The following is a 21035-nucleotide window of genomic DNA, read 5'->3' on the forward strand; positions in this document are numbered from 1 at the left end:
ATGCGCAGCTCAGGTTAAATACTTTGTGAGTCGCTAAAGGGGTTTGCTTAACTTTCATGTGTTCTTATAAAAAACACATTAAAATAAAGTGGAGCCTTTATGGCAAAGTTATTCTTCACTCCATAACTTCATTTTTAACTTTAACTTTAACTTTAACTTTAACTTTTTAGAATTAGTCTAATAAAAATACTGTATTTAATTGTGCAAAATGCAATTTTATATATGGTTGAGTAGTATTTTTAGTGTGTACTATAAGAGCCTGAAATTCAGAAAAAAGCATAAGGAAATATCAAACTTGAATGTGGTCGTACCAGTTTATCTGTGATATAAAAAACACATACACTTTATCTGATTTCCACTTTAGGTTTTTACTATGAACTTACAAACTGTCCTCTCGCAATTAGAACAAGGGCTGTCAGGGCTTGTCCTTCCTAGCTCTTGGTGCCAAGGCCGTACCGCATTTGGTGGCGTGTCTGGGGCGCTCCTTTTTCAAGCAGTAAAGCAAGTTGTAAAGCCAACCCGTCGAGTCTTATCTATTAGTACCAACTTTATTGGTCCGCTGATTGCTGAGCAGCCGTTCGATATTAAAGTCGAAGTGTTACGGGAAGGTAAAAGTGCCTCTCAAGTATTAGCCCGTATTGAACAAGACGGCAACACCTGTGTGCTTGCGCAATTTTGTTTTGGTGAATCTCGTAAGTCTGAATTACTGGTTAATAATAATGAAACCCACCAACTAGTCGCGCCTAATGCTGAGCAACGCATTCCTTATATTCCAAATATGACGCCGGAATTTTTTCAGCATGTTGAGATTTGCTTGCAACAAGGAGGTATGCCATTTACAGGCGCTATGACATCTCACTTAGGTGGTTGGATGCGTTTTGCTGAGCATGAAGGTTCTCAAAATGAGCTGCAATTACTGGCATTGAGCGATGCATGGCCGCCCACTATGTTGCAAATGTATCCTCGTCCAGCGCCTGCAAGTACTATGAGCTGGTACATCGAATTTTTAAAGCCGGTGCAATTAGAACAGAGCCAGTGGTTTGGTTTTGAAGCGGTGACACATAATAGTGCTGATGGATACGCCATTGAAGAAGCTAAAATTTGGCACCCTGATGGAGAGCTATTGGCACTGAGCCGACAAACCGTCGCTGTTTTTGCTTAAATAGAAAAGGTAAGACTTGATATCAAAAACTAAATGGCTTGCTTTATGGCAGTGAAAAAACCGGGAATGCAAGTTTATTATTTATAAACCTGCATTCATTGGTAATCGTGACTTAGCTAATAATTATAGGGTGAAAATATTAAAAGCCATTAACAGACTCAAAGTTTATAAATGAATTAATTGGCGTTTAATTGTAATAATATGCTTTTTTAAGGTAATAACTCAAACTCTTTAGCTTTACTATAATAAAGAGTTTCACCCTCTCTAACCCATTGATTAACAATCCATTTGTGGCCATTTTTAATCGGCACTGAACGGTGTAATGTTAAGGGATTTAGTTCACCAGACTTAGTTAAGTTGTCAAAAACAATTAGCTCTTTGGCAGAGCCTTTATATGAGAGGCTTACTTTTGGGAATTCGGTTTCTCCACCAGAGTATGTATCGTTTAAATATACTAACGCTGTTCTGGTTCTCTGGCCTCCATTTTGTAAATGCGAGTCACTTCCTTCATAGCGAGGATCAAAATAATCATAATGAGACTTATATTCTTGCCCAGGTGCATAAAGTAAAAAGCTATTGATTTCTAATTGAGGTAAACGAGCCCCTATTGCTTTTGCAATTCGGTATTGTAAATCTAATATTAACCAATCATTTTCTGACGGCTTTATCTGACAGCCTAAACTAGTGCGAACTTTATCTAAACGTTTTTGTCCTGTTGTTCTATCAATAATATATGAAGGCTCAAGCTCATTATTAGCCCTTAGTGCAAGCCAAACTGAATCAAACTCACAAATGAAATTTTTTATACTTTTTAAGCCTAATTCTTTATTTATTAGCTCCATTTCCGGGAGTATGGGATCAGAAAGGCTGAAGAGTTCTAAATCGTGGGATATGCTAGCTTGTGGTTTAAGCATTTTAAGTAGGTTATTAATAAAAATATTATTAGAGAACATTTTAAGGTAGTTATAGCCATGCTTTTCATAACCATTCCTGTACAAGTATGAAACTATTATTACCACTGCAGGAAGGTAACCTGTTTGCGCAGCTACTAACAGACACTCTTCAGCTTTAAGCTTTAATTGTTCATGAAATCTGGCTCTGAATGCCCATAAATAAAGTGACTCAGCATCTATGCTAGATAAGTCCTGGGGCATAATAGCTAATGCTTTTTCAGGTTGCGCACCTAAAAGAGACACACTTTTATTTATTTGTGTGTTAGTACAGTATGAAGTCATTGTAATCCCCGAGAGTTTTTTTGTTTGTTAGATTGAACCTGTTATATATCAACCCAGCTTTGTTATGATCTCTTGCAGTAACACTCATGTTTATTACTACTTTAGGTTGGCAGAGTAAAGGTAATACATGAACAGGTCAATAAATCATGTTTCTGACCTAATTTGCAAAGGTATTAAATTGGCATAAAGCTTCTATATAGGTTTTTCTAAGCAATAAATTGAATTTCTAAGCTGGGTAAACCGTTTAGTGGGTAAGTTGATATGTTGTCAAAACATTTATTAAACTTCAATGTAAGGCGATCTTAAGCACTTTCAAAAAACGTAGCTTATACTTATTGAGATTAGCCACTTTTTGGAGAGCACAATGGACTACCCTTGGATCAATAAAGCGAATGGGGTTTTTTCGGGTGTACTTGTCGCGCAGTTTGCCTTGTCTCTGTTTATAGCTGCTTTTACTCAAACATGGTTTGAAGCTATTGTAATAGGCCTTTTTACATTAGCTTTACCTTTCTTTTTAATAAAAACTGCGCCAAACGCTTCTATTACTCGTTACAGTGTTGGTGTTGCTGTGCAAGTGTTTGCTGCATTACACATACAACAAACCATGGGCTTAACTGAGCTTCACTTCGAGATATTTGTCGTACTGGCTTTTTTGAGTTTTTATCGAGACTGGAAAGTGATTTTAGCCAGTGTGGCGTTTGTTGCAGTTCATCACATATTGTTTTTTTTCATGCAAGTGCAAGGTGCTGGCGTCTTCATTTTCGAAGAAGGCCATTTATTCTTCTATATCTTAATGATCCACGCTGTGTTCGCTTTGGTTGAAGCGGGAGTATTAATGTTTGTTGCCAAGCACGCTCATGAAGAAGCTATTGCGGCTCATGAACTATCTAAAAATGTAAAATCAATTTTGGCTGATAACGGTAAATTTGATTTAGCCAGTTATGTAGCCTGTGACTCAGAACAGTTGGCCGATTTTAATCAATTAATAGTTTCATTTTCAGGGCTGATAAATCAAGCAAAGCAAGTATCTGATTCGGTATCAGGTATGGCTGACGAAGTATCAAGGCTCACAGCTGAAGTTCAAACAGCCAGTGATGACAATAGTAGTCAAATAAGTCATATTTCGACGGCCACTGAAGAGATGACAGTTGCTAGCGGAAACGTAGTTGAACAAGTGAGTAGTGCCAATGAAAACGCCAATGATGCCTTTACCAGTACAGATAAAACTCGCGCCATTATCGACAGTTCAGGCCAGAATATTGATGATCTGACACAAGAACTAGCCAGTACTTCAAATACTATTAGCGAACTGGCAAGTAAGTGTAATCAGATAGAAGAGGTGATGAATGCTATTAAATCTATATCGGATCAAACTAATCTATTGGCATTGAATGCAGCAATTGAATCAGCAAGAGCGGGTGAGCATGGTCGCGGCTTTGCCGTGGTGGCAGACGAAGTAAGAAAGTTAGCAATGAAAACTCGCGAAAATGCCGAGCAAATCAGCGAGATAACAGCTTCATTAACGGCCGAAGCATCGCGCTCAGTAGAACAAATGGCAAAATGTTTAGACCAAGCAAAAAGTACTGTGACGCAAGCCAATGAAGCATCAGGAATGATGAGTGGTGTAGTGCAAAGTATACAAAGCATTGTCGATAACATGGCGTCTGTTTCCAGCGCGGCTAATGAACAGACCAGTGTCTCAGACAGCATTTCTGAGTCGACGCATTCGCTAGCGATCAATTCTAAACACTTACAAACTGCCTCAGCTGAAGTCGGTGAAAAATTTGAACAAATGCAGTTGCAAATTAAAAGTTTAAACAAGGAAATGCAGCGGTTTGAAGTTTGACCGAGCGACAATTATATTTTTAATCTGGACTGTCAGTTTATTATTGGCAGTCCTTTATGCCTCGAGTAGTAAATTAAAACCGTTCGATCCAAACAATCACCTTCATCAAGCGGCATTAGAAACGAAGTTCGATGAGCTGTTTTTGAGACAATTACAAACCGTCGAGGCCAATCTCGTCAACACGGTATTTCATTTTCGAACAGATAACTGTTTTTGCCAAACAGTTGCGCAGGGCCATATCGACTCAGTAGAAAAATTAGCAGAGCGTCAGACTTTTCGGAATATCCAAATTAATCTATCGGCGAATCCTGAATTGAGACGCTCTATCCCGTCTGTGCCTGCGGTGGCAGTTGTGGATGAAGAGGGGAGGTTGAGGTATTTGGGGCCCTATTCATCCGGTATGTTTTGTACACAAGGCAATGGTTTAGTGGAGCCATTTATTAAAAAAATGCAAGCTCGAAACCTAGGTGCAACAGTGATTTCACAAAGCCAAGGGTGTTATTGTGCTCTAAGTACCTAAATAACAGATTTTATCCATGTAGGTGCATCATGTATGAATTTATGTATAAAAGTTTTTCAAGTTGCTATCAATTTTAAATCAGCAATATGAATAAAGTGTTTTTTTCTGAGTCATATAGTTTTGTATAGTTATGAGGTTAAAGTAAGCTACTAAAAAAGATAGATTTAGTGAGTAAGCCGGTAGCGGTTTGGGTTATTTTATGAATACAGAAGAAGCATATAACAAGGCCGCGAATATACTCTATATACACTTTTCAGAAGATGAAGTATTTGACAAGCTTGAACTAATTATTGAGTTAGATGATGGTTTTATAGGTCGTCAAGCAAACAGGTATTTTAACAATGAAGTGTATATGCCAACGATTGATGATATTTCTTTTGAAGCTGAAGCAGATCTTCAAAATGCAGCTAGTTTCTTAAAAGATAACTTAATTGAAACCACAGGCGATAAAATTTGGGGCTTCACATTCACTTTATATCCTGATGGCCAATTTAGTATTGATTATACCTACGATATGCCTGAATGGATGCAAGATGACTAACCATTCAAATCTAAGCTGAACCACAATGAAGCCACTTTTTTGCAAGAAGTCACAACTTAAAACGCTTCATCACGCTTCTTGCAAGAGAGAGCCCAACAGACTTAGTTGAACCTTAAAGTTAAGCCTTAAATTTCAAGCGATTATTATTATCTCGTGAATCGAGTATTTGCTGTTTATTAAACTGCTGAGTGTGTTTTGCTGCGCGGTCATATAAAAGCACATTAACCGTGGCGGCTAGGTTCATACAGCCAGTGGTTGGCATATAAACGACGGCACTGGCTTTATCGACAACCTCTTGTGGCAAACTGCCATCTTCTGGACCGAATATATACAGTGCTTGGTCTGGGTGCTGAAATAAAGGCAGTGGCGTTGCGCCTTCCACGAGCTCAACACAGATAATAGGAATGCCTTGGCTAACGGCTTGAGTTAAATCATTGACTTGAGTAAGCGGTATTTTCTCACTGACATTTTTAGTATCGGTTTGATGTTTTGCGGCAATGGCATAACGTTTACCACTAAAAAACACCTCATTGGCCTCATAACAGCCAGCTGCACGCATAATACCGCCAACATTCGTCGGTGATTTAGGATTGAATAAGCCGATGGCGCAGTAAGGTGAATGTTGATCTTTCATAATGACATTAAATTGATAACTAAAATCGACGCAGTATAAACCTTTCTGAAGATATTTTCTCTAACTTAACCTGAGCTTAGGTTAAGGCTAATAAATTGCATAGTGTGATTGAGTCATTAATTATGAATACTCAATAGCACTAAATTACTTGAATTTACCCTGTTTTATAATTTCTTGTTCTTACTTGGGGGTTGCTTGATTAGTGCTTTTTCATTGCACTTTTTTGCCAATAACGGCACTAAAAGGATATTTACTATGAAACTGAACAAAAAGAAATTAAAAAACCTAACATCTGAAAAAGTACTTTCTAATGCCGCAACCCCAAATGTGGCTGGTGGATATTTAGATTCAGATAATCCTGATTGTTTGCCAACAAATAAAGCAGACTGTAGAACAGGAGCTATTTTATGTTGAAATGGCAGAGATTGTGTTTTTACAAACCGTTTTAAAATGTGTGAATAATACATAATAGCTTGGAGGCTTAGGTAACTGAGCCTCTTTTGGTTTTAACTACTTAATTTTTTGGTTAGCATGGGGTTTTAAATTGCTATGAGCGCCAAATGAAAAAAATCGCTGTTTTTGTCGATGTGCAAAACATCTATTACACAACACGAGATGCGTTTTCACGCCAACTCAATTACCGAAAAGTTTGGCAGTTTTTATCTGAGCAAGGCGACATTACTCTTGCAAACGCCTACGCCATAGCCCCAAACGACGACTCACAGCACAAGTTTCAAAAAGCCCTCAAACACATAGGGTTTAATGTAAAGCTCAAACCTTTTATTCAGCGAAAAGATGGCTCAGCGAAAGGTGATTGGGATGTGGGGATCACCATAGATGTGCTAGAGCATGCACCAGATGCAGACGTGATTTGTTTGCTTTCGGGCGACGGTGATTTTGATTTATTGATGCAAAAAGTGGCGGCTAAATATGGTATCGAAACATGGGCGATTGGGGTTGAGCAACTTACAGCGAATTCATTGATTAATAGCTCGAGTCAGTTTATTCCAATCGAAAGTAAGTGGTTACTATAGGTTTCTAATAATTAGATCAGTTCTAGAGTAAAAATTCTTAACTTTACATTAAAGCGTAAAAATTAAACTTCAATTGTTCATAAAAAAAGCATTGACATAATATGTCATATTGTGCGAATTTGAGAAACAAGGATGCAGCAATCGACAAAAGTATTGTTGCTATTTTCTTAGGATAAAGAAATTTAAGGAATCGCGAACATGGATCTCAATGAACTCGCCCTACAACTTTCTAAGCAAGAAGCCGATGGTGCTTCTTTCGAATCATTTTTTATCAATCGCACTGGTCAAGATGTGCTGCAAGTCATTGTTGATGACAACGATGAGTTACCTATTTTTGTTACTCAAACCGATGAGCAAGTTTTGTGTATTTGTTACTTGTTTGAAGAGCAAGAAGTCAAAGCTGAGTTACGCGCAGAGTTAAATGACACCTTGCTGCGTTTAAATGTGCCAATGCCACTCAGTGCATTTGCGAAAATAGATAATAAAGTCGCCATTTTTGGTGCTTTGTCTACCAATTCCACTTTTGAGCAGCTAAGTCATGAAATAGTGACTTTATCTGGTAATGCTATTGATGCATTAGAAGCTGTTAGCGAATACTTTGTCGAGTAAAAGGAGAGTTAATTATGAGCATGTTAAGAAAACTATTTACAGCAGTTAAGGGTGGCGCTCGTGAAGCAGGTGAAAGCATTGTTGATGCCAATGCCATTCGCATTTTTGAACAAGAGATCCATGAGGGCAAAGAAGCTATTACCGCTGCCAAACGTAATTTAACCGAAGTTATGGCTAAAGAAATGCAGTTAACGCGTCATATCAAAACCTTAGAAGATAAGATTGCACAACATGAAGAATTTGCTTCTCAAGCACTCGACAAAGGCGAAGAGCCATTAGCATTAGAAATTGCTGGTAAAATTGCTGAGTTTGAAGAAGAAAAGGCTGCACAATCCCCCACTCTAAGCCAGTACCAACAGCATATTGCGTCATTGAAGCAACAGATCAAAGATGCTGAAAAGCAACTACAAGAAAATCAGCGCCAACTGAGTATTGTTAAGACCACAGAGAGTGTACAGCAAGCAACATTAGCTGTGAGCGATACTTTGACTGCAGGGGATTCTTCAATGGCTTCGGCAAAAGAATCTCTTGAACGAATCAAACAGCGCCAAGCTGATCGTCAAGACAGATTGGCTGCTGAAAGAGAGCTTGCCGATGAAGCGCAATCATTAGAACAGAAAATGAAGGCCGCCGGTATTGGTGAAACCAATGATAGCAGTGCCGACATTCTTGCCCGCATTAAAGCGAAAAAAAATAGTTAAATACCATGAACATCAAGAAGGATACTTGGCAAAAGCAGGAGCGCGCGGTCAGGGCAACTCAACTTGCCTTTGACCTCAGTTCAGAGGTGCAAAAATATATCAAGAAGCAGGCGATCGACGACGAAGTTACTCCCTCAGACATGATCCGCCGAATTCTTGGTCTTGAAGTCAAATCAAAAAAGACCCGACAACGTTTGAGTTTTAACTTAAGCGATGAAGAGCTAAATCAACTTGGAGCACAGTTCGGTATTGCTGAGCCTGATGAAGCACGTAAAAAGCGCCTAATCAAGCAACAAGTGGCTGATTTACTAATCCAACTTACAGAGCAAAACAAATAAAACTAACCTCTAGAAATTACTAAATACAGGGAACTTATGGAATTTTTTAACATTGCACTCACTTTCCCCACGGCCATTTTCAGTACTTTGTTACTGATAGTGATTGGCTTTTGGTTAATTGCCTTATTGGGGTTTGCCGATATTGACATGCTTGAAGGTGATGTCGATGTGGATGTCGGTGAGTCAGATACTGGCTCATTGGGATTCGGCGGTGTACCACTGACCGTGTCGCTAAGTTTAGCGATTGTAATTAGTTGGTTCTGTAGCTTCTATGCACACAAATTCTTTGCCTACTTATTAGGTGATGGTGTTATGTTCTATGTGCTGGGTATTGCCATGATGCTGGGCTGCTTTTTTGTCTCACTCCTTGTTACAGCCATATTAGTAAAACCGTTGCGTAAGTTCTTTCAAAGTAAAGAGGCTGCGTCTAAGAGCGATTTTATTGGTCTGGAATGTGTCATCGCGACAGGCAAGGTCACTACAAGCTTTGGTCAGGGCAAAGTTCAAATCAATGGTACAGAGCAATTAATAGAAATTAGATGTGATGAAGAGAAGGCCTTCTCGCTGGGTGATATTGCGGTGTTAATTGAACACAATGATGTTGCTAACACTTACACCGTGGTTGAAAAGCCTTGGTAACACACTTCTAAAACACAAAATTAAACACTTGGGAAAATAGACTGGATTTATGCCAGTCAAGAAAACACAACTTAGGAAGAAAACATGGAATTTCTCAATAATTTAGGACCGATTTTAACAGTTGTCGGCGTTGCGATCGCGGTTATTTTTGCCGTTATTATGATTGTTGGTAAGTTCTACCGTAAAGTAGATCAGGGCCATGCGCTGATCATCAATAAAATGAAAAATGAGCCAGATGTCACCACCACAGGCGGCATTGTTTACCCGGTTATTCACAAAATGGAAGTGATGGATATTTCAACCAAGCGCATGGTGCTAGAGCGCCGTGAAAATAGCGGCCTGATCTGTAAAGACAATATTCGTGCAGACATTGCTATTACCTTCTATATTCGCGTCAACGAAAACAAAGACGATATTCTTCGCGTTGCAAAGCAAGTAGGTTGTGAACGCGCTTCTCAGCCAGAAACGTTACAAGAACTATTCGAAGCTAAATTCTCAGAAGCCCTAAAAACAGTGGGCAAACAAATGAACTTTGAAGAGCTATTTACTCACCGTAATGAGTTCCGTGATTCAATCAAAGAAGTCATTGGTCAAGATTTATCTGGTTATACCCTTGAAGACGTTGCCATTGATTATCTTGAGCAAACCTCAATCAATAAACTAGACCCTAATAATATTCTTGATGCAGAAGGTATTCGCCGTATCACCGAAAAAACCGCAGAGCAGAATGTTAAAACTAATCAGTTGAAGTGTGATGAGAAAGCGCAAATCGAGATCCAAAACCAAGAGGCACTTGAGAAATCACTAGAAATTGAACGTCAAAAAGAAGATGCACAAGCTAAACAACAACGTGAAATTGAAACCGTGCGTGCGCGTGAAACCTCAGAAGCTGAGCGTGTTAAACAAGAAGAGCGCTTAAAAGCCGAAGAAGCAAAACTGAAAACTGACGAGCAGTTAGAAATTGCAGAGCAAAATAAACAGCGTGAGATCGATATCGCTGAGCAAAACCGTTTACGTGTGCTTGCGATTGAAGAAGAAAAAGTAGCCAGAGCACGCGAAATTGAAACCATTGAGCGCGAAAAAGAAACTTCTATCTTGCGTATTAATAAAGAAAAAGCGCTAGAAGTTGAGCAAAAAGAAATTGCAGATGTACGTCGTGATCGCGTCGCGGTTGAAAAAACCGTGGCTGAAGAGCAAGAGCGTATCAAAGATGTACAAGTTCTTGCTGCAGCTGAGCGTGAAAAAGAAGCGATTGTTATCAGAGCTCGTGCAGAAGCTGAAGAAGCGTTGGTTAAAGATATCGAGTCTGCTAAAGCCAAAGAACAAGCGGCTGAATTTAAAGCGCGTGAGCAAGAGAAAATGGCAGAAGCTGAGCTTCGCATTGCAAACCAAAAAGCTGAATCTAAGAAGATTTTAGCCGAAGCTGAAAAAGTAGAGATTGCCGCATCTGGTCTTGCAGAAGCTGATGTTATTAAAGCGAAAGCAGAAGCAAGCGCTTTACAAGGTGAAACAGACGCAAGAGTGTTACAACAAAAATTAGCTGCCGAGGCAGAAGGTAAACGTAACATTGGTGAATCTGAAGCAGTCGTGATGCGCCAGAAACTTGAAGCAGAAGCTGAAGGTAAGCGTGAAATTGGCCTTGCAGATGCACAAGTACAGACTGCCATGGCAGAAGCAATAGAGAAGCAAGGTGAAGCAGAAGCAATCAACCTTGAACGCAGAATGTCAGCAGAAGCGAAAGGTCTAGAAGAGAAACTACAAGCGCTGAATGCCATGGATCAAGATGCGCGTGATTACGAGAGCTTCACGTTACAGCTGAATCAGCAAAAAGAGCTAACGCTTGCGAAACTAGACATTGAAAAAGACATTGCAGCGAACCAAGCTGAAATCTTATCTAAGACATTGGGTAATGCAGATATCAACATCATGGGTGGTGACGGCCAGTTCTTCAACCAGTTCATGAAAGCCATTACGGTAGGTAAATCAATCGATGGTTTAGTCGATGAAAGCCAAACAGTTCAAACTTTGTTTAAAGATCACTTAAACGGTGACAGAAACATCATGGATGACCTAAAAGGGGTGTTAGCGGGTGCGAACGCGTCGTCAGAAACAATGAAAAACCTTAGCATGAGCAAACTCATGCAACAGCTTAGTAACTCATCAGAGACAGAAAAGCAGCAATTATTAGGTATGTTAGGCGGCTCATTGTTAAACGGCAATGCCAAAGAAGTTGAAAAGCAAGACTAGCGCAGCTTAGTAGCGAGTGATTTACCCTAGACAAAATGCTTTTGTGCAAACGATGTAGGTTGGGCTAAACACTGGCCTACAGGCTAATAGGGTTTCAATTGTAGGTCGTCGTTTACGGCGACACATACTCAGCTACGACAACACTTCACTTGTTACACGTACTTTGCCCTTTTTTTGAGGGCAACTTCTTTAAAGATTATTAGGACAAAGAGATTATGGCAGATCCAGCAAATGAAGCTGCGCTCGAACAGGGCTCCTATGACTTAATTAAACGTAGATTGAGTAACTCAGGTACACAATTACGTTCTCTCGCCGATGATTTAAACCAACAACGCGTTGATACCTTTGGTAGTACTGAGCTGAAAGTAAAAGGCCGTGCTCGTGTACGTACAGAGCACAACTGTATTCCAAGAGACATTGTCTTAATTGGCGATAAACTTATTTTTGCTTACAACGTATTCTTGGGACTAAAGAAAAATATTCATGTGAGTGATGTCTTCACTGTTCAAAAACTGGTTGAGCAGGACGATCACTATGAAGTAGAGCCTTATCCAAGCGAAACTAAGTTTCTCACTAATCCACGTTTTTTAAGAGACTTTGAAGAGCTTTACACTTACTACAAAGAAACCCGTTTACAGCATTTATTCCAACAAGCGGGCAAAGTGTTTGCTTGCTTCCAAATCGGTGAAAAGCTCACTGATGTCCGCGTTTTTCGTTGGGAAATCGCAGCTGATAACACCCTTGAGTATATCGACAATCGCGGTGAGCGAGACTTACAAGATAAGCAAGACTACGACTTTGAATGGGTGAAAACCGACCGTGCCGATCACGTTGAAGGGCGTTTTGGTCATATTAACGTACTCGACAAAATTTTTGTCGAAACCACAGGTGGCGACTTAACCATTAAAGTCGAAAATAACACCGATAGTGGTGAGGGGATCTATTCAGAACCTGTTGAAGATAAAAATCAGTCATTGGCCGATTGTGAGCTTGAATACTCTCAAGTGGGTGAATTGATCTTACTTAAAGTGCAGCCGTACCGTGAAAAAGATTGGCGCTTCTTTATTTTCAATTGCCGTACTGAGGCGGTTACTCGTCAAGATGCCATTGGCGATGCCTGTATTCAATTACCAGATGACCACGGTATTATTTTTCCGGGTGGATATTATCTTCAGTCAGGTCAAACGCGCTACTTTGATGATCAAATCGAGAAACTAGAGTTTCATCGTCAGGTTAAATCACCTAACGGTGAAGATGTATTGTATGTGTTTTACGAGCCAAATGAAGGCCGTTACGCACTCTTTGCCTATAACCTAATAGAAAAGAATCTACAAAACCCAATCTACTGTCATGGTTATGGGGTGTATGACGATGGTTTAACGCTGACTTTCAAAGCAGACAAAGAAGAAGCTGAGCGTGTTCACCCCATTCAAATTTGGCAAAGCCCATTTTGCTCTGTCGAATTTGCCGCAAATGCGCCAGCACCAACCAGCATACTAGGCAAAATAGGTAACCCAGACTTAGTTCGTGGTATTTCAGACTTATACTCGGTTTGCAAAGCCATCAGTGAACAAAACCCAAATATCAACCACTATGAAGCCTTAATCGCACAAGCACGGAGTGTGCTTGATAGATATCATTGGTTAGCCGATTTCGAGGCACTCACCGCGCTGATACATGAGATTTTTGAAACCTCAGAGCAGGTGCTTGATGAATTTGAAAAAGTAAAACAAATTCAAGAAACGGCGTTAAAGTCTCTTGCTGATATAAAGCAAACTGTGGTCGACACCTTACGCGATATTCGCCCTGATAGTTTTAAGTTAACCAGTGAATTTGTAGCTGGGTTAGATGCATTAAAGCTATTAAAAGGCAAAATCATCAGCCTTGAAGAGGTGAAATACATTGACCTTGTAGGTTTAAAAGCTGAGCTTAAAACCGTTGATGAAAAAACCGCACAGCTCAGTCAAGCAACGGCGCAGTTTTTACAACAAGACAAGGCGCTTGCACCTTATAATAACAAGCTTGATGCGCTCACTGCTGCCTCTGAAAAAAGCGAGGCAGTGACTGAATTAAATGGCTATTTAGCTCAGCTAGATACGCTAAGCGAAGAGCTCGACTTACTTAACCACACCATGCTCGATTTAGACATCGAAGACAGTCGAGTGCGTACGCAAATTCTTGAAGATGTCAGTGGTGTTTATGGTCTGGTTAATCGTGCCAAAGCAAGCATTGAAATTCGCCGCAAGAGCTTAGGCTCTGTTGAAGCCAAAGCGGAGTTTTCGGCGCGCTTTAAACTCTTTAGCCAGAGTATTACCAGCAGCTTAAACAATGCCAAAACCCCAGAACAGTGTGACGAACAACTGTCGCGGTTATTAATTCAGTTAGAAGAACTTGAGTCTCACTTTAGCGAGTACGACGAATACTTAGCTGAGATCATGGCTAAGCGTGACGATGTATACGAAAGCTTTGAAGCGCATAAACAACAGTTGATGGAAGAGCGCCAGCGCAGAGCTTTAAACATTGCTAATGCCGCTGAACGTATTTTACAAGGCGTGACTCGACGCTCGCAAAGTTTTACTGAGCTTGAACAGATCAACAGTTACTTTGCGTCAGATCCGATGATCAGCAAGCTACGCGGGTTAACCCAAGAGCTGCAAGAGATTGGCGATGAAATTAAAGCAGATGATATTTTATCTAAGCTGAAGTCATGTAAAGATCAGGGCATTCGTGCCCTACGTGATAAACAAGACATTTATGTACAAGGCGGCAACCTTGTAAACATAGGCAAGCACGGTTTTAGTGTTAATAAACAAGCACTTGATTTAACGCTCTTGCCTCGTGACGATACCTTAATGTTACACCTTACTGGGACTGAGTATTTTGAGCCAATTCCAGATCAAGCAACTCGTTCGCAGCTTGAAACGGGCAAAGCCTATTGGGAGCAAAACCTTGTTTCTGAAAATGCCGATGTTTATCGTGGTGAATATTTGGCCGCTCAGGTTTTGGCATGCGCAAATAAAGGTGAGCAAGGCTTAAACTTTGATGTATTGAATGAGGCGGTTCAAAAAGATGAATTGCTGACTTTGGTACAAAAATTTGCCGAGCCAAGGTATCAAGAAGGATACGAAAAGGGCATTCATGATCATGATGCGTGCGCGATTTTAACGAATCTATTAGTGCAAAAGCGGGCTTTAGATTTACTGATTTATCCGGTTGGTTCACGGATTGTTGCGCAGCTTTATGCAGTGCAACTGTCAAAACAAGCGTTTACAGCATTGCAGCAGTCAGCCAAGCAAGCGCATTTAATGCAGACCATGTTTAATGATGCCGCTTTTTATAATGCTCAAATTCAGCAATTAGCTGACGACATTAAAGCGTATTCAGAACAAATTGCGGATATTTGTACGGTATTTAATGACTTTTCGCTGCAGTTAAGTGCGCAATATCTATTAGATGAATTAGCTAAAAAGCACACTGAAGCAAAGTTTATTGTGTCAGGTAAAGTTAAAAACTTAGCTGAGCAGTTCCAAAGCAGCGCGAAAAGCAAAGGCTTTTGGGGCGAGTTACAAAATGCTCTAAAAGCGGCAAGCAATGTGAGTGACAAAGCCAAATTATTATTCAGTTGGTTAGTGGCTTATTCGCAAAACAGCCAAACGCAAAGTAATGACCAAATCAGCACATTTAACATCAACATCGCCCTTGAAGCGGCGACTATGGTGTTGCTGAGCAATGACAAACTGGCAGGGTTTTATGCTCACGATGCCAATGTATCTGAGCAAGTAACGGGTTTAATGGGACAGCATCGTACGATTCAAGATCAAACCCTACAACTTGATTATGCGGCATTCTTTGCCCGTACTAATGCCTATATTGAGCAGCATGTGACTGGCTTCTCTGCATTCCAATCACTTAAGAGTGATATTTTAGCGACCCAAAAAGCGCGTTTACAGCTTGATGAGTTTAAGCCAAAACCGCTGAGTTCATTTGTTCGAAATCAGCTGATTAATAAGGTCTACTTTCCGATCATCGGTGATAACCTCGCCAAGCAAATTGGTGCTTCAGGTGGTAATAAGCGTACCGACTTAATGGGTATGCTGCTGCTCATTTCTCCACCGGGTTATGGTAAAACCACATTAATTGAGTATGTGGCAAACCGTTTAGGTTTAACCTTTGTGAAAGTGAACTGTCCGTCGATAGGGCATGATCAAGTATCGCTCGATCCATCGCAGGCCATTAATGCCACCGCAGCCAAAGAAATAGAAAAGATAAACCAAAGTTTTGAAATGGGTAATAATGTCATGCTGTATCTCGATGATATTCAGCATACTAATCCTGAGTTCTTACAAAAATTTATTTCATTGTGTGATGGCTCTCGTCGTATTGATGGCGTATGGAATGGTCGCAGTAAAACCTATGATCTGCGCGGTAAGAAATTTGCCGTGGTGATGGCCGGTAACCCCTATACCGAGTCAGGTGAAAGCTTTAAGATCCCAGACATGTTGGCAAACCGTGCCGATATCTACAACCTAGGTGACACGCTCAGTGGGTGTGAGCAAGAATTTGCTATGAGTTTTGTAGAAAACGCATTGACCTCCAATGCCGTACTAGCGCCATTGGCAAATCGCAATATGGAAGACTTATATAAGCTGGTACGTATTGCCGAAGGTGAAGATATCTCGTTGAACGAGTTAGAGTACGGTTACTCACAAGCACAAGCCAACGAAATTGTCTCGGTGCTACAAAAACTACTGACCATTCGCGACACCGTATTAAAAGTGAATGCCCAGTATATTGCCTCTGCCGCACAAGATAATGACTACCGCGTAGAGCCACCGTTTAAACTGCAAGGCAGTTATCGAAACATGAATAAGATGGCCGAAAAAGTCGTTGCAGCTATGAACGATGATGAACTCGAAAATCTTATTCGTGATCACTACCGTGGCGAAGCGCAAACCCTCAGTAAAGGCAGTGAAGAAAACTTGCTTAAACTGGGTACCATCCGCCGTACGCTAACGGCCGAAGAGCAATCACGTTGGGCGCAAATTTGTGGTGACTATGAACGACTCAACAGAGCGAATGATGCAGGCAGCCCGGCGCTCTTAGCTGTCGAAGAGTTAGCCAGATTAAATAACGCTATGACAGCGATTGCGGGTAACTTGAACAAAGATACTTTAAGCTTTGATTATTCAGAGGCGCTAGCGCAGTTAATTGGCGCACAGCAAAACCAACAGAGTGCTGAGGCAATTAATGAGGGTCTGAACTGTATTAATCAGACCTTGCAAAACCAAGTTGCACAAAGTCAGCAAAATGGTGAGCTTACGGCCAACAAGCTGGTGGACATTGCACAGGCGTTTAATGTGATTGCTAATAAGCTGAATAAAACCCAGCTGAGTCATAACTATAACGACGTTTTCCAAGCGCTGCTTGCCAATACCGAAGGTAAACCCAAGGCGTCGGACTTACAAGCATTGCAAGACGCCTTAGTGAAGAGTCAGGCTCAGTCATCATCGCAGCTAAATAAGGCCATTGCACAGGGTGTGACCTCGCTTAATCAGGGCATGCAAGAGCTTAAAGCGCATAATGCAGCCAGTGCTTCTGCGGAGTTTGACATGCAATTGAACACGCAATTTGATGCACTCAAGCACAGGCTGTCTCAAGCTGAAGCGGCTTTACAGGCAAACAGTAAACAGCTTAACCAACATGCTGAGCAACAAGCCCAGCAAAGTGAGCAACAACATAGTGCGGTGTTGAGCCAGCTGGTTGAAAGGCTAGAGGGGCTGCATACTCAGTTTGATACTGCACAGTCGCAACAACAAAGCAGCGAAGGTCAGTCATTAACGGCACTTACTGAGTTGCTACAAGTGACACTGCCAAGCTTTGTTCAGCACCTAGATAAACATCAAGCGCTGGACCCAGCAATATCAAGCAAGCTTGATGGCATTCTTGCCAAACTCACTCAGTTAGAGCATTTGCCGAGCAAAGAAGAGGGCAGTAGTTCAAACAACCCGTATATGCTGTAATACAAAACTCAGGGGCCAAGTGCCCCTGAGTTTTTACAAAACGATTTATTTAATCAAAGAATGAGCCTCTATTTAAACATTAATTTATTGATGCAGTTAATTTAGAAAAATCAGCCTTGTTCGATGTGCCTTGGGTAGACGTGACAGAGCTAGACAACGTTGTAGTGCATATTAAGGCTTATGAGACCGAGTTTAACAGCGACCAAGGTGAGCAAAGAGCCATTCAAATTAAACTCAGAAAATTGTTATTTGGCCAGTCTTTACACACTGAAGACCAAACGTTTACTCAGCTATCTGAGTTTGGTGATTAAATTGCCATTTAACCAAAGCGGTAACGGCGATTAACCCCAATACCAAACAGTTGTGGTTTGTACCCATTAAAAGCCATGGTGATTAACAAAAGGGGGTAATGCCCCTTTTTTTAAAAAGGTAAAAATATGAAGATTTGCCAACAAACTGGACAAGAACAGTTACAACGCTTAAAAGTCGGTGTTGATTTACAAATGCCGTTAAATTACATGAGAAACAGTGAGGGTAATAGAAAAAACTGTGCTTCAATTCTGAATACCAGCTACAGAACACTGGCTCTCTATGCGTGCTTTATAGAGCAAGACGAAGTTGCCATGAGGCGCAATGCGTATTTTTCGGCAAAGTCGAATATTTTGTTTTTGCAATGTCACCCAAATGATGGCAACTGGCTGTTTCCACTCTTTGAGGTATTGCTCAGTGATAATGCTGAGCTATTACATTGGCATAGCCAACATGTGTTGCCAGTGTATAACACCCATCAAAAATGGATTAATCGAAATAGAGTTGGCACCACTGAATTCCAAGCGTTTCAAGACCTATTAGCTGCGCAGCAAAAGTTCGACTTACTAGGTGAGCGTGCTGAATATATTTTGGCAAACCCGCCGGGCAGAACTATGAAGCGCTTTCAAACCGACAATGCCTTTTATTTGGCTCTCGCTAAGGGTAATAAAACAGAAATGGAAAGTGCACTGCAAACGCTGTGCAGCTTAAAAGTAGCGCAAAACCGCAACGGCGCAGATGGTATCATTGGCTCAGAGCACTTTATGTCGGCTGCAGCCTTTTACTACGGTAAGTTGGCTAGATTGGCGGGCTATGAACTAGATGTTGATATGCCGCTTTATCCTGCTCATTTAATAGCAGTTAACCCATTAGCTGACTATACGCGGGGCGAAGTTGATGTGTTGGCTGAGCTAGACATATATCAAACATTCGATGGTGAGTTTGCCCCTTTTACACCCAAGCCACAAGGTGAATATAACTTAGACATTACACTGAATTCAAAACCCATGGAAAAGCTTCCCTAGGAAATTTTTATGACAATTTTTGATAATTTAAAAGACAAGCAATCAGTTCAAGCAGACGAGCAACCATCTGAAGCGTTATCTTTACCAATGAATGAATTTTCAACTGATGCTGTTAAACGCTCAGGCCTCTTTGAAAGCATTGCATCAAGGCAAGGTTTAACTATCCTCCCCGGCAGGTTTGGCGGTGAATATAACAACGATATGGTTGCCATTGGTGACAACGGTGATGACTTTATTTTGTTATTTGGCTTAAAAACAGTCGAAGAGGGGCGAGATATTCAACTCGATAGAATGGCCATAGGCCCGTTTCTTCAAGGCTCATCTGAATGGTTGAAATTAATTGTTTATTCTATGGAACTTTATGACGAGCTAGATGCAACCTTAATGGCTAAGTTTAAAGAACATGTTGAAAATAAAACTATATCTTTAAACCTTTTATATTTAGATCTTGATGAAAAACAAATGAACATACTACCACTGGCTATTCAGTAAAGGCTTAAGTTGATAACTATCAAAGGTAACGTGTTTAAGATGTTTTTTTAAGATTATTAAATGGGTTAACTTAATCGCATAAATAGTCGATATGTGGGCTTTTTGTTTTACTTTGAGGTAGTTAAAAAGACAGCACTTAAAAGTTAGGCAGCGGGTTTGTGCATATCAGAGCATTCTATACCGAGTTTAATAGCGAACAAGGTGAGCAAAGAGCCATTCAAATAAAACTCAGAAAATTGTTATTTAGCCAGTCTTTACACACTGAAGACCAAATGTTTACTCAGTTATCTGAGTTTGGAAATTAAATTTTACTCCTCCAATTAAGTAGCAAGCATGGCAATGAATAAATCACTAGAAAAGTTCTTACGAAAGAAAAAACGGACAGGGAAAGATGTTTTAAATTATCAGGTTAATTTTGAAGAGAAGTCAAAAGCTCTTCGAGACTATTGCACTGTAAGTGGATTAGCCCAAAAGGATGAATTGACTGAAGGTGTAGCTCCAGTTATTCAGCCTTGGGAGTATTTACATCCTGAATTAGCAGCATCAGCTCGTTACTATCAGCTTTGTGTAAGGGAAGAACTCATTAAACAAAATAAGATAGCTGCAAATAGTCTAATGAGTTCTTTTACATATAACTTTATTTTAAAGGCTCAAGAATATTTTAGTTTACAGCGTTACCCAATGCGTTTTGGTAGAGAGCGTGAGAGAGCCTATACAAGTCGTGAAGTATTTTGTCTTGTGCAAAGCGCACTTTTAGGGTTGACTTGTCATACTGATAACTTGTTTCAGATGTTTTCTGAGGGGTATCAAAAAGGCTGGCATAATCGCTTACATGGCCGCCATATGGACTTCATTATTTTACTTTACGATCGGTATAAAGGCGGCGCGCTTGCGCCGCTAGATTGCCCGTTTGAGTATGATGACATCATCGAAAACTGGGCAACCACAGATTTAAATAAAGTGACTGAATACCTCACAAACTTATGTGATGATCAGGTTGTGCAAGCGGCCGCGCCACCGAGCAAAGGCTACTTTGATTTTGATAATGGCGAATGGGACTTTATTCCTGCTTCGGCGTTGTTATTACTTAAGCTTCGCGATTTGTCGGGCCTAGACAACCCTGAGTTTATTCATCCTGGTTTTGGTCACCTCAATCCATTATTAGAAATTGAACAGCAGCCTTTTACTCTTGACCCATTACTTGAAAAAGTGGTTCAGAAAATGAAAGAGCAAGGTTTTAATGAGGACGATATTTTTAATCGCGTGATTGAAGGTAGTTAGAAGCGTAATTAAAAATCGCTTTAGATTGAAACTCGACATAAAGTCGGTGTTACCGTGTTTGCCTAAAGGAGTGATTCCTCAATAAACACACGAGTTATCCCGAACTGGTTTCGGGATCCAGTGAGTTATGTGTAGACCCTGAAACAAGTTCAGGATGACTAACAGGTTCACGATATGGTGTGTAATCGTTCTGTGAGTCTGATTTTTATATCACGTAACTTTCCAATATACATCCGGGTCATCCCGAACTGGTTTCGGGATCCAGTGAGTTATTTGTAGGCCCTGAAACAAGTTCAGGGTGACTAACAAGTTCAGGGTGACTAACAAGTTCAGGGTGACTAACAAGTTCAGGGTGACTAACAAGTTCAGGATCAATAAAAAATTAACCGAGACAAAAAGTTA

General features: G+C 40.5%; 19 protein-coding genes. 17 read left to right on the plus strand and 2 right to left on the minus strand.

Annotation, left to right across the window (positions count from 1 at the left end; genetic code table 11):
- Window positions 1-373 precede the first annotated feature (373 nt).
- A complete protein-coding gene (locus tag CWB72_RS13995; RefSeq protein ID WP_138632487.1) occupies window positions 374-1162 on the plus strand; it encodes a thioesterase family protein in 789 nt (262 codons plus the stop codon).
- A gap of 209 nt (window positions 1163-1371) precedes the next feature.
- On the opposite strand, the gene CWB72_RS14000 is transcribed toward CWB72_RS13995, so the two are convergent.
- Window positions 1372-2397, minus strand: a complete 1026-nt coding sequence (locus CWB72_RS14000; RefSeq protein ID WP_138632490.1) for a prolyl hydroxylase family protein — start codon at window positions 2395-2397, stop codon at window positions 1372-1374.
- 364 nt (window positions 2398-2761) lie between these two features.
- Between CWB72_RS14000 and CWB72_RS14005 the strand changes: the two genes are divergently transcribed.
- The 3 genes from CWB72_RS14005 to CWB72_RS14015 all read left to right on the plus strand — a co-directional run bounded on the left by CWB72_RS14005 (window position 2762) and on the right by CWB72_RS14015 (window position 5304).
- Entirely contained in the window at window positions 2762-4243 is a 1482-nt protein-coding gene (locus tag CWB72_RS14005; protein WP_171037308.1) for a methyl-accepting chemotaxis protein, read from the plus strand.
- Window positions 4233-4763: a DUF6436 domain-containing protein gene (locus CWB72_RS14010; protein ID WP_138632493.1), complete on the plus strand. Its 531-nt coding sequence runs from the start codon at window positions 4233-4235 to the stop codon at window positions 4761-4763. The genes CWB72_RS14005 and CWB72_RS14010 overlap by 11 nt, the downstream gene beginning before the upstream one ends.
- A 199-nt stretch (window positions 4764-4962) precedes the next feature.
- Window positions 4963-5304 (plus strand): hypothetical protein, encoded by a 342-nt coding sequence (locus tag CWB72_RS14015; protein WP_138632496.1) that lies wholly within the window; start codon window positions 4963-4965, stop codon window positions 5302-5304.
- A gap of 118 nt (window positions 5305-5422) precedes the next feature.
- Here the strand turns inward: CWB72_RS14015 and CWB72_RS14020 are convergent, their stop codons facing one another.
- Window positions 5423-5938 carry an RNA methyltransferase gene (locus tag CWB72_RS14020; RefSeq protein ID WP_138632499.1) on the minus strand — a complete coding sequence of 172 codons (516 nt, stop codon included), beginning with the start codon at window positions 5936-5938 and terminating at the stop codon, window positions 5423-5425.
- 255 nt (window positions 5939-6193) lie between these two features.
- Here CWB72_RS14020 and CWB72_RS20590 point away from each other — a divergent pair, with 255 nt between their 5' ends.
- The 13 genes from CWB72_RS20590 (at window position 6194) to CWB72_RS14075 (ending at window position 20633) form a co-directional block, all read left to right on the plus strand.
- Entirely contained in the window at window positions 6194-6352 is a 159-nt protein-coding gene (locus tag CWB72_RS20590; protein WP_171037309.1) for a hypothetical protein, read from the plus strand.
- 146 nt (window positions 6353-6498) lie between these two features.
- The gene (locus tag CWB72_RS14025) at window positions 6499-6972 is read left to right on the plus strand and encodes an NYN domain-containing protein (RefSeq protein WP_138632502.1); all 474 of its coding nucleotides are present in this window, start codon (window positions 6499-6501) and stop codon (window positions 6970-6972) included.
- Between the two features lie 198 nt (window positions 6973-7170).
- On the plus strand, window positions 7171-7581 hold the full coding sequence (locus CWB72_RS14030; RefSeq protein WP_138632505.1) for a YjfI family protein: 411 nt from the start codon (window positions 7171-7173) through the stop codon (window positions 7579-7581).
- A gap of 14 nt (window positions 7582-7595) precedes the next feature.
- Window positions 7596-8282, plus strand: a complete 687-nt coding sequence (locus tag CWB72_RS14035) for a PspA/IM30 family protein (RefSeq protein ID WP_058031981.1) — start codon at window positions 7596-7598, stop codon at window positions 8280-8282.
- Between the two features lie 5 nt (window positions 8283-8287).
- The gene (locus tag CWB72_RS14040; RefSeq protein ID WP_138632508.1) at window positions 8288-8620 is read left to right on the plus strand and encodes a hypothetical protein; all 333 of its coding nucleotides are present in this window, start codon (window positions 8288-8290) and stop codon (window positions 8618-8620) included.
- 36 nt (window positions 8621-8656) lie between these two features.
- Window positions 8657-9259 (plus strand): DUF1449 domain-containing protein, encoded by a 603-nt coding sequence (locus tag CWB72_RS14045; protein ID WP_130255952.1) that lies wholly within the window; start codon window positions 8657-8659, stop codon window positions 9257-9259.
- Window positions 9260-9343: 84 nt separating this feature from the next.
- Window positions 9344-11506, plus strand: a complete 2163-nt coding sequence (locus tag CWB72_RS14050; RefSeq protein ID WP_138632511.1) for a flotillin family protein — start codon at window positions 9344-9346, stop codon at window positions 11504-11506.
- A gap of 215 nt (window positions 11507-11721) precedes the next feature.
- On the plus strand, window positions 11722-17526 hold the full coding sequence (locus CWB72_RS14055) for a DNA repair ATPase (RefSeq protein WP_138632514.1): 5805 nt from the start codon (window positions 11722-11724) through the stop codon (window positions 17524-17526).
- Window positions 17527-17642: 116 nt separating this feature from the next.
- Window positions 17643-17837, plus strand: a complete 195-nt coding sequence (locus tag CWB72_RS14060; protein ID WP_138632517.1) for a hypothetical protein — start codon at window positions 17643-17645, stop codon at window positions 17835-17837.
- A 126-nt stretch (window positions 17838-17963) separates the two neighbouring features.
- Window positions 17964-18860, plus strand: a complete 897-nt coding sequence (locus CWB72_RS14065; RefSeq protein ID WP_138632520.1) for an immunity 49 family protein — start codon at window positions 17964-17966, stop codon at window positions 18858-18860.
- A gap of 9 nt (window positions 18861-18869) precedes the next feature.
- Window positions 18870-19352, plus strand: a complete 483-nt coding sequence (locus CWB72_RS14070; RefSeq protein WP_138632523.1) for a hypothetical protein — start codon at window positions 18870-18872, stop codon at window positions 19350-19352.
- Window positions 19353-19510: 158 nt separating this feature from the next.
- A complete protein-coding gene (locus CWB72_RS20595; RefSeq protein ID WP_165385575.1) occupies window positions 19511-19657 on the plus strand; it encodes a hypothetical protein in 147 nt (48 codons plus the stop codon).
- Between the two features lie 28 nt (window positions 19658-19685).
- Window positions 19686-20633, plus strand: a complete 948-nt coding sequence (locus tag CWB72_RS14075) for a hypothetical protein (RefSeq protein ID WP_138632526.1) — start codon at window positions 19686-19688, stop codon at window positions 20631-20633.
- The last annotated feature ends 402 nt before the right edge of the window (window positions 20634-21035 follow it).

This window comes from Pseudoalteromonas phenolica (assembly GCF_005886345.1).
Taxonomy (GTDB): Bacteria; Pseudomonadota; Gammaproteobacteria; order Enterobacterales; family Alteromonadaceae; genus Pseudoalteromonas; species Pseudoalteromonas phenolica_A.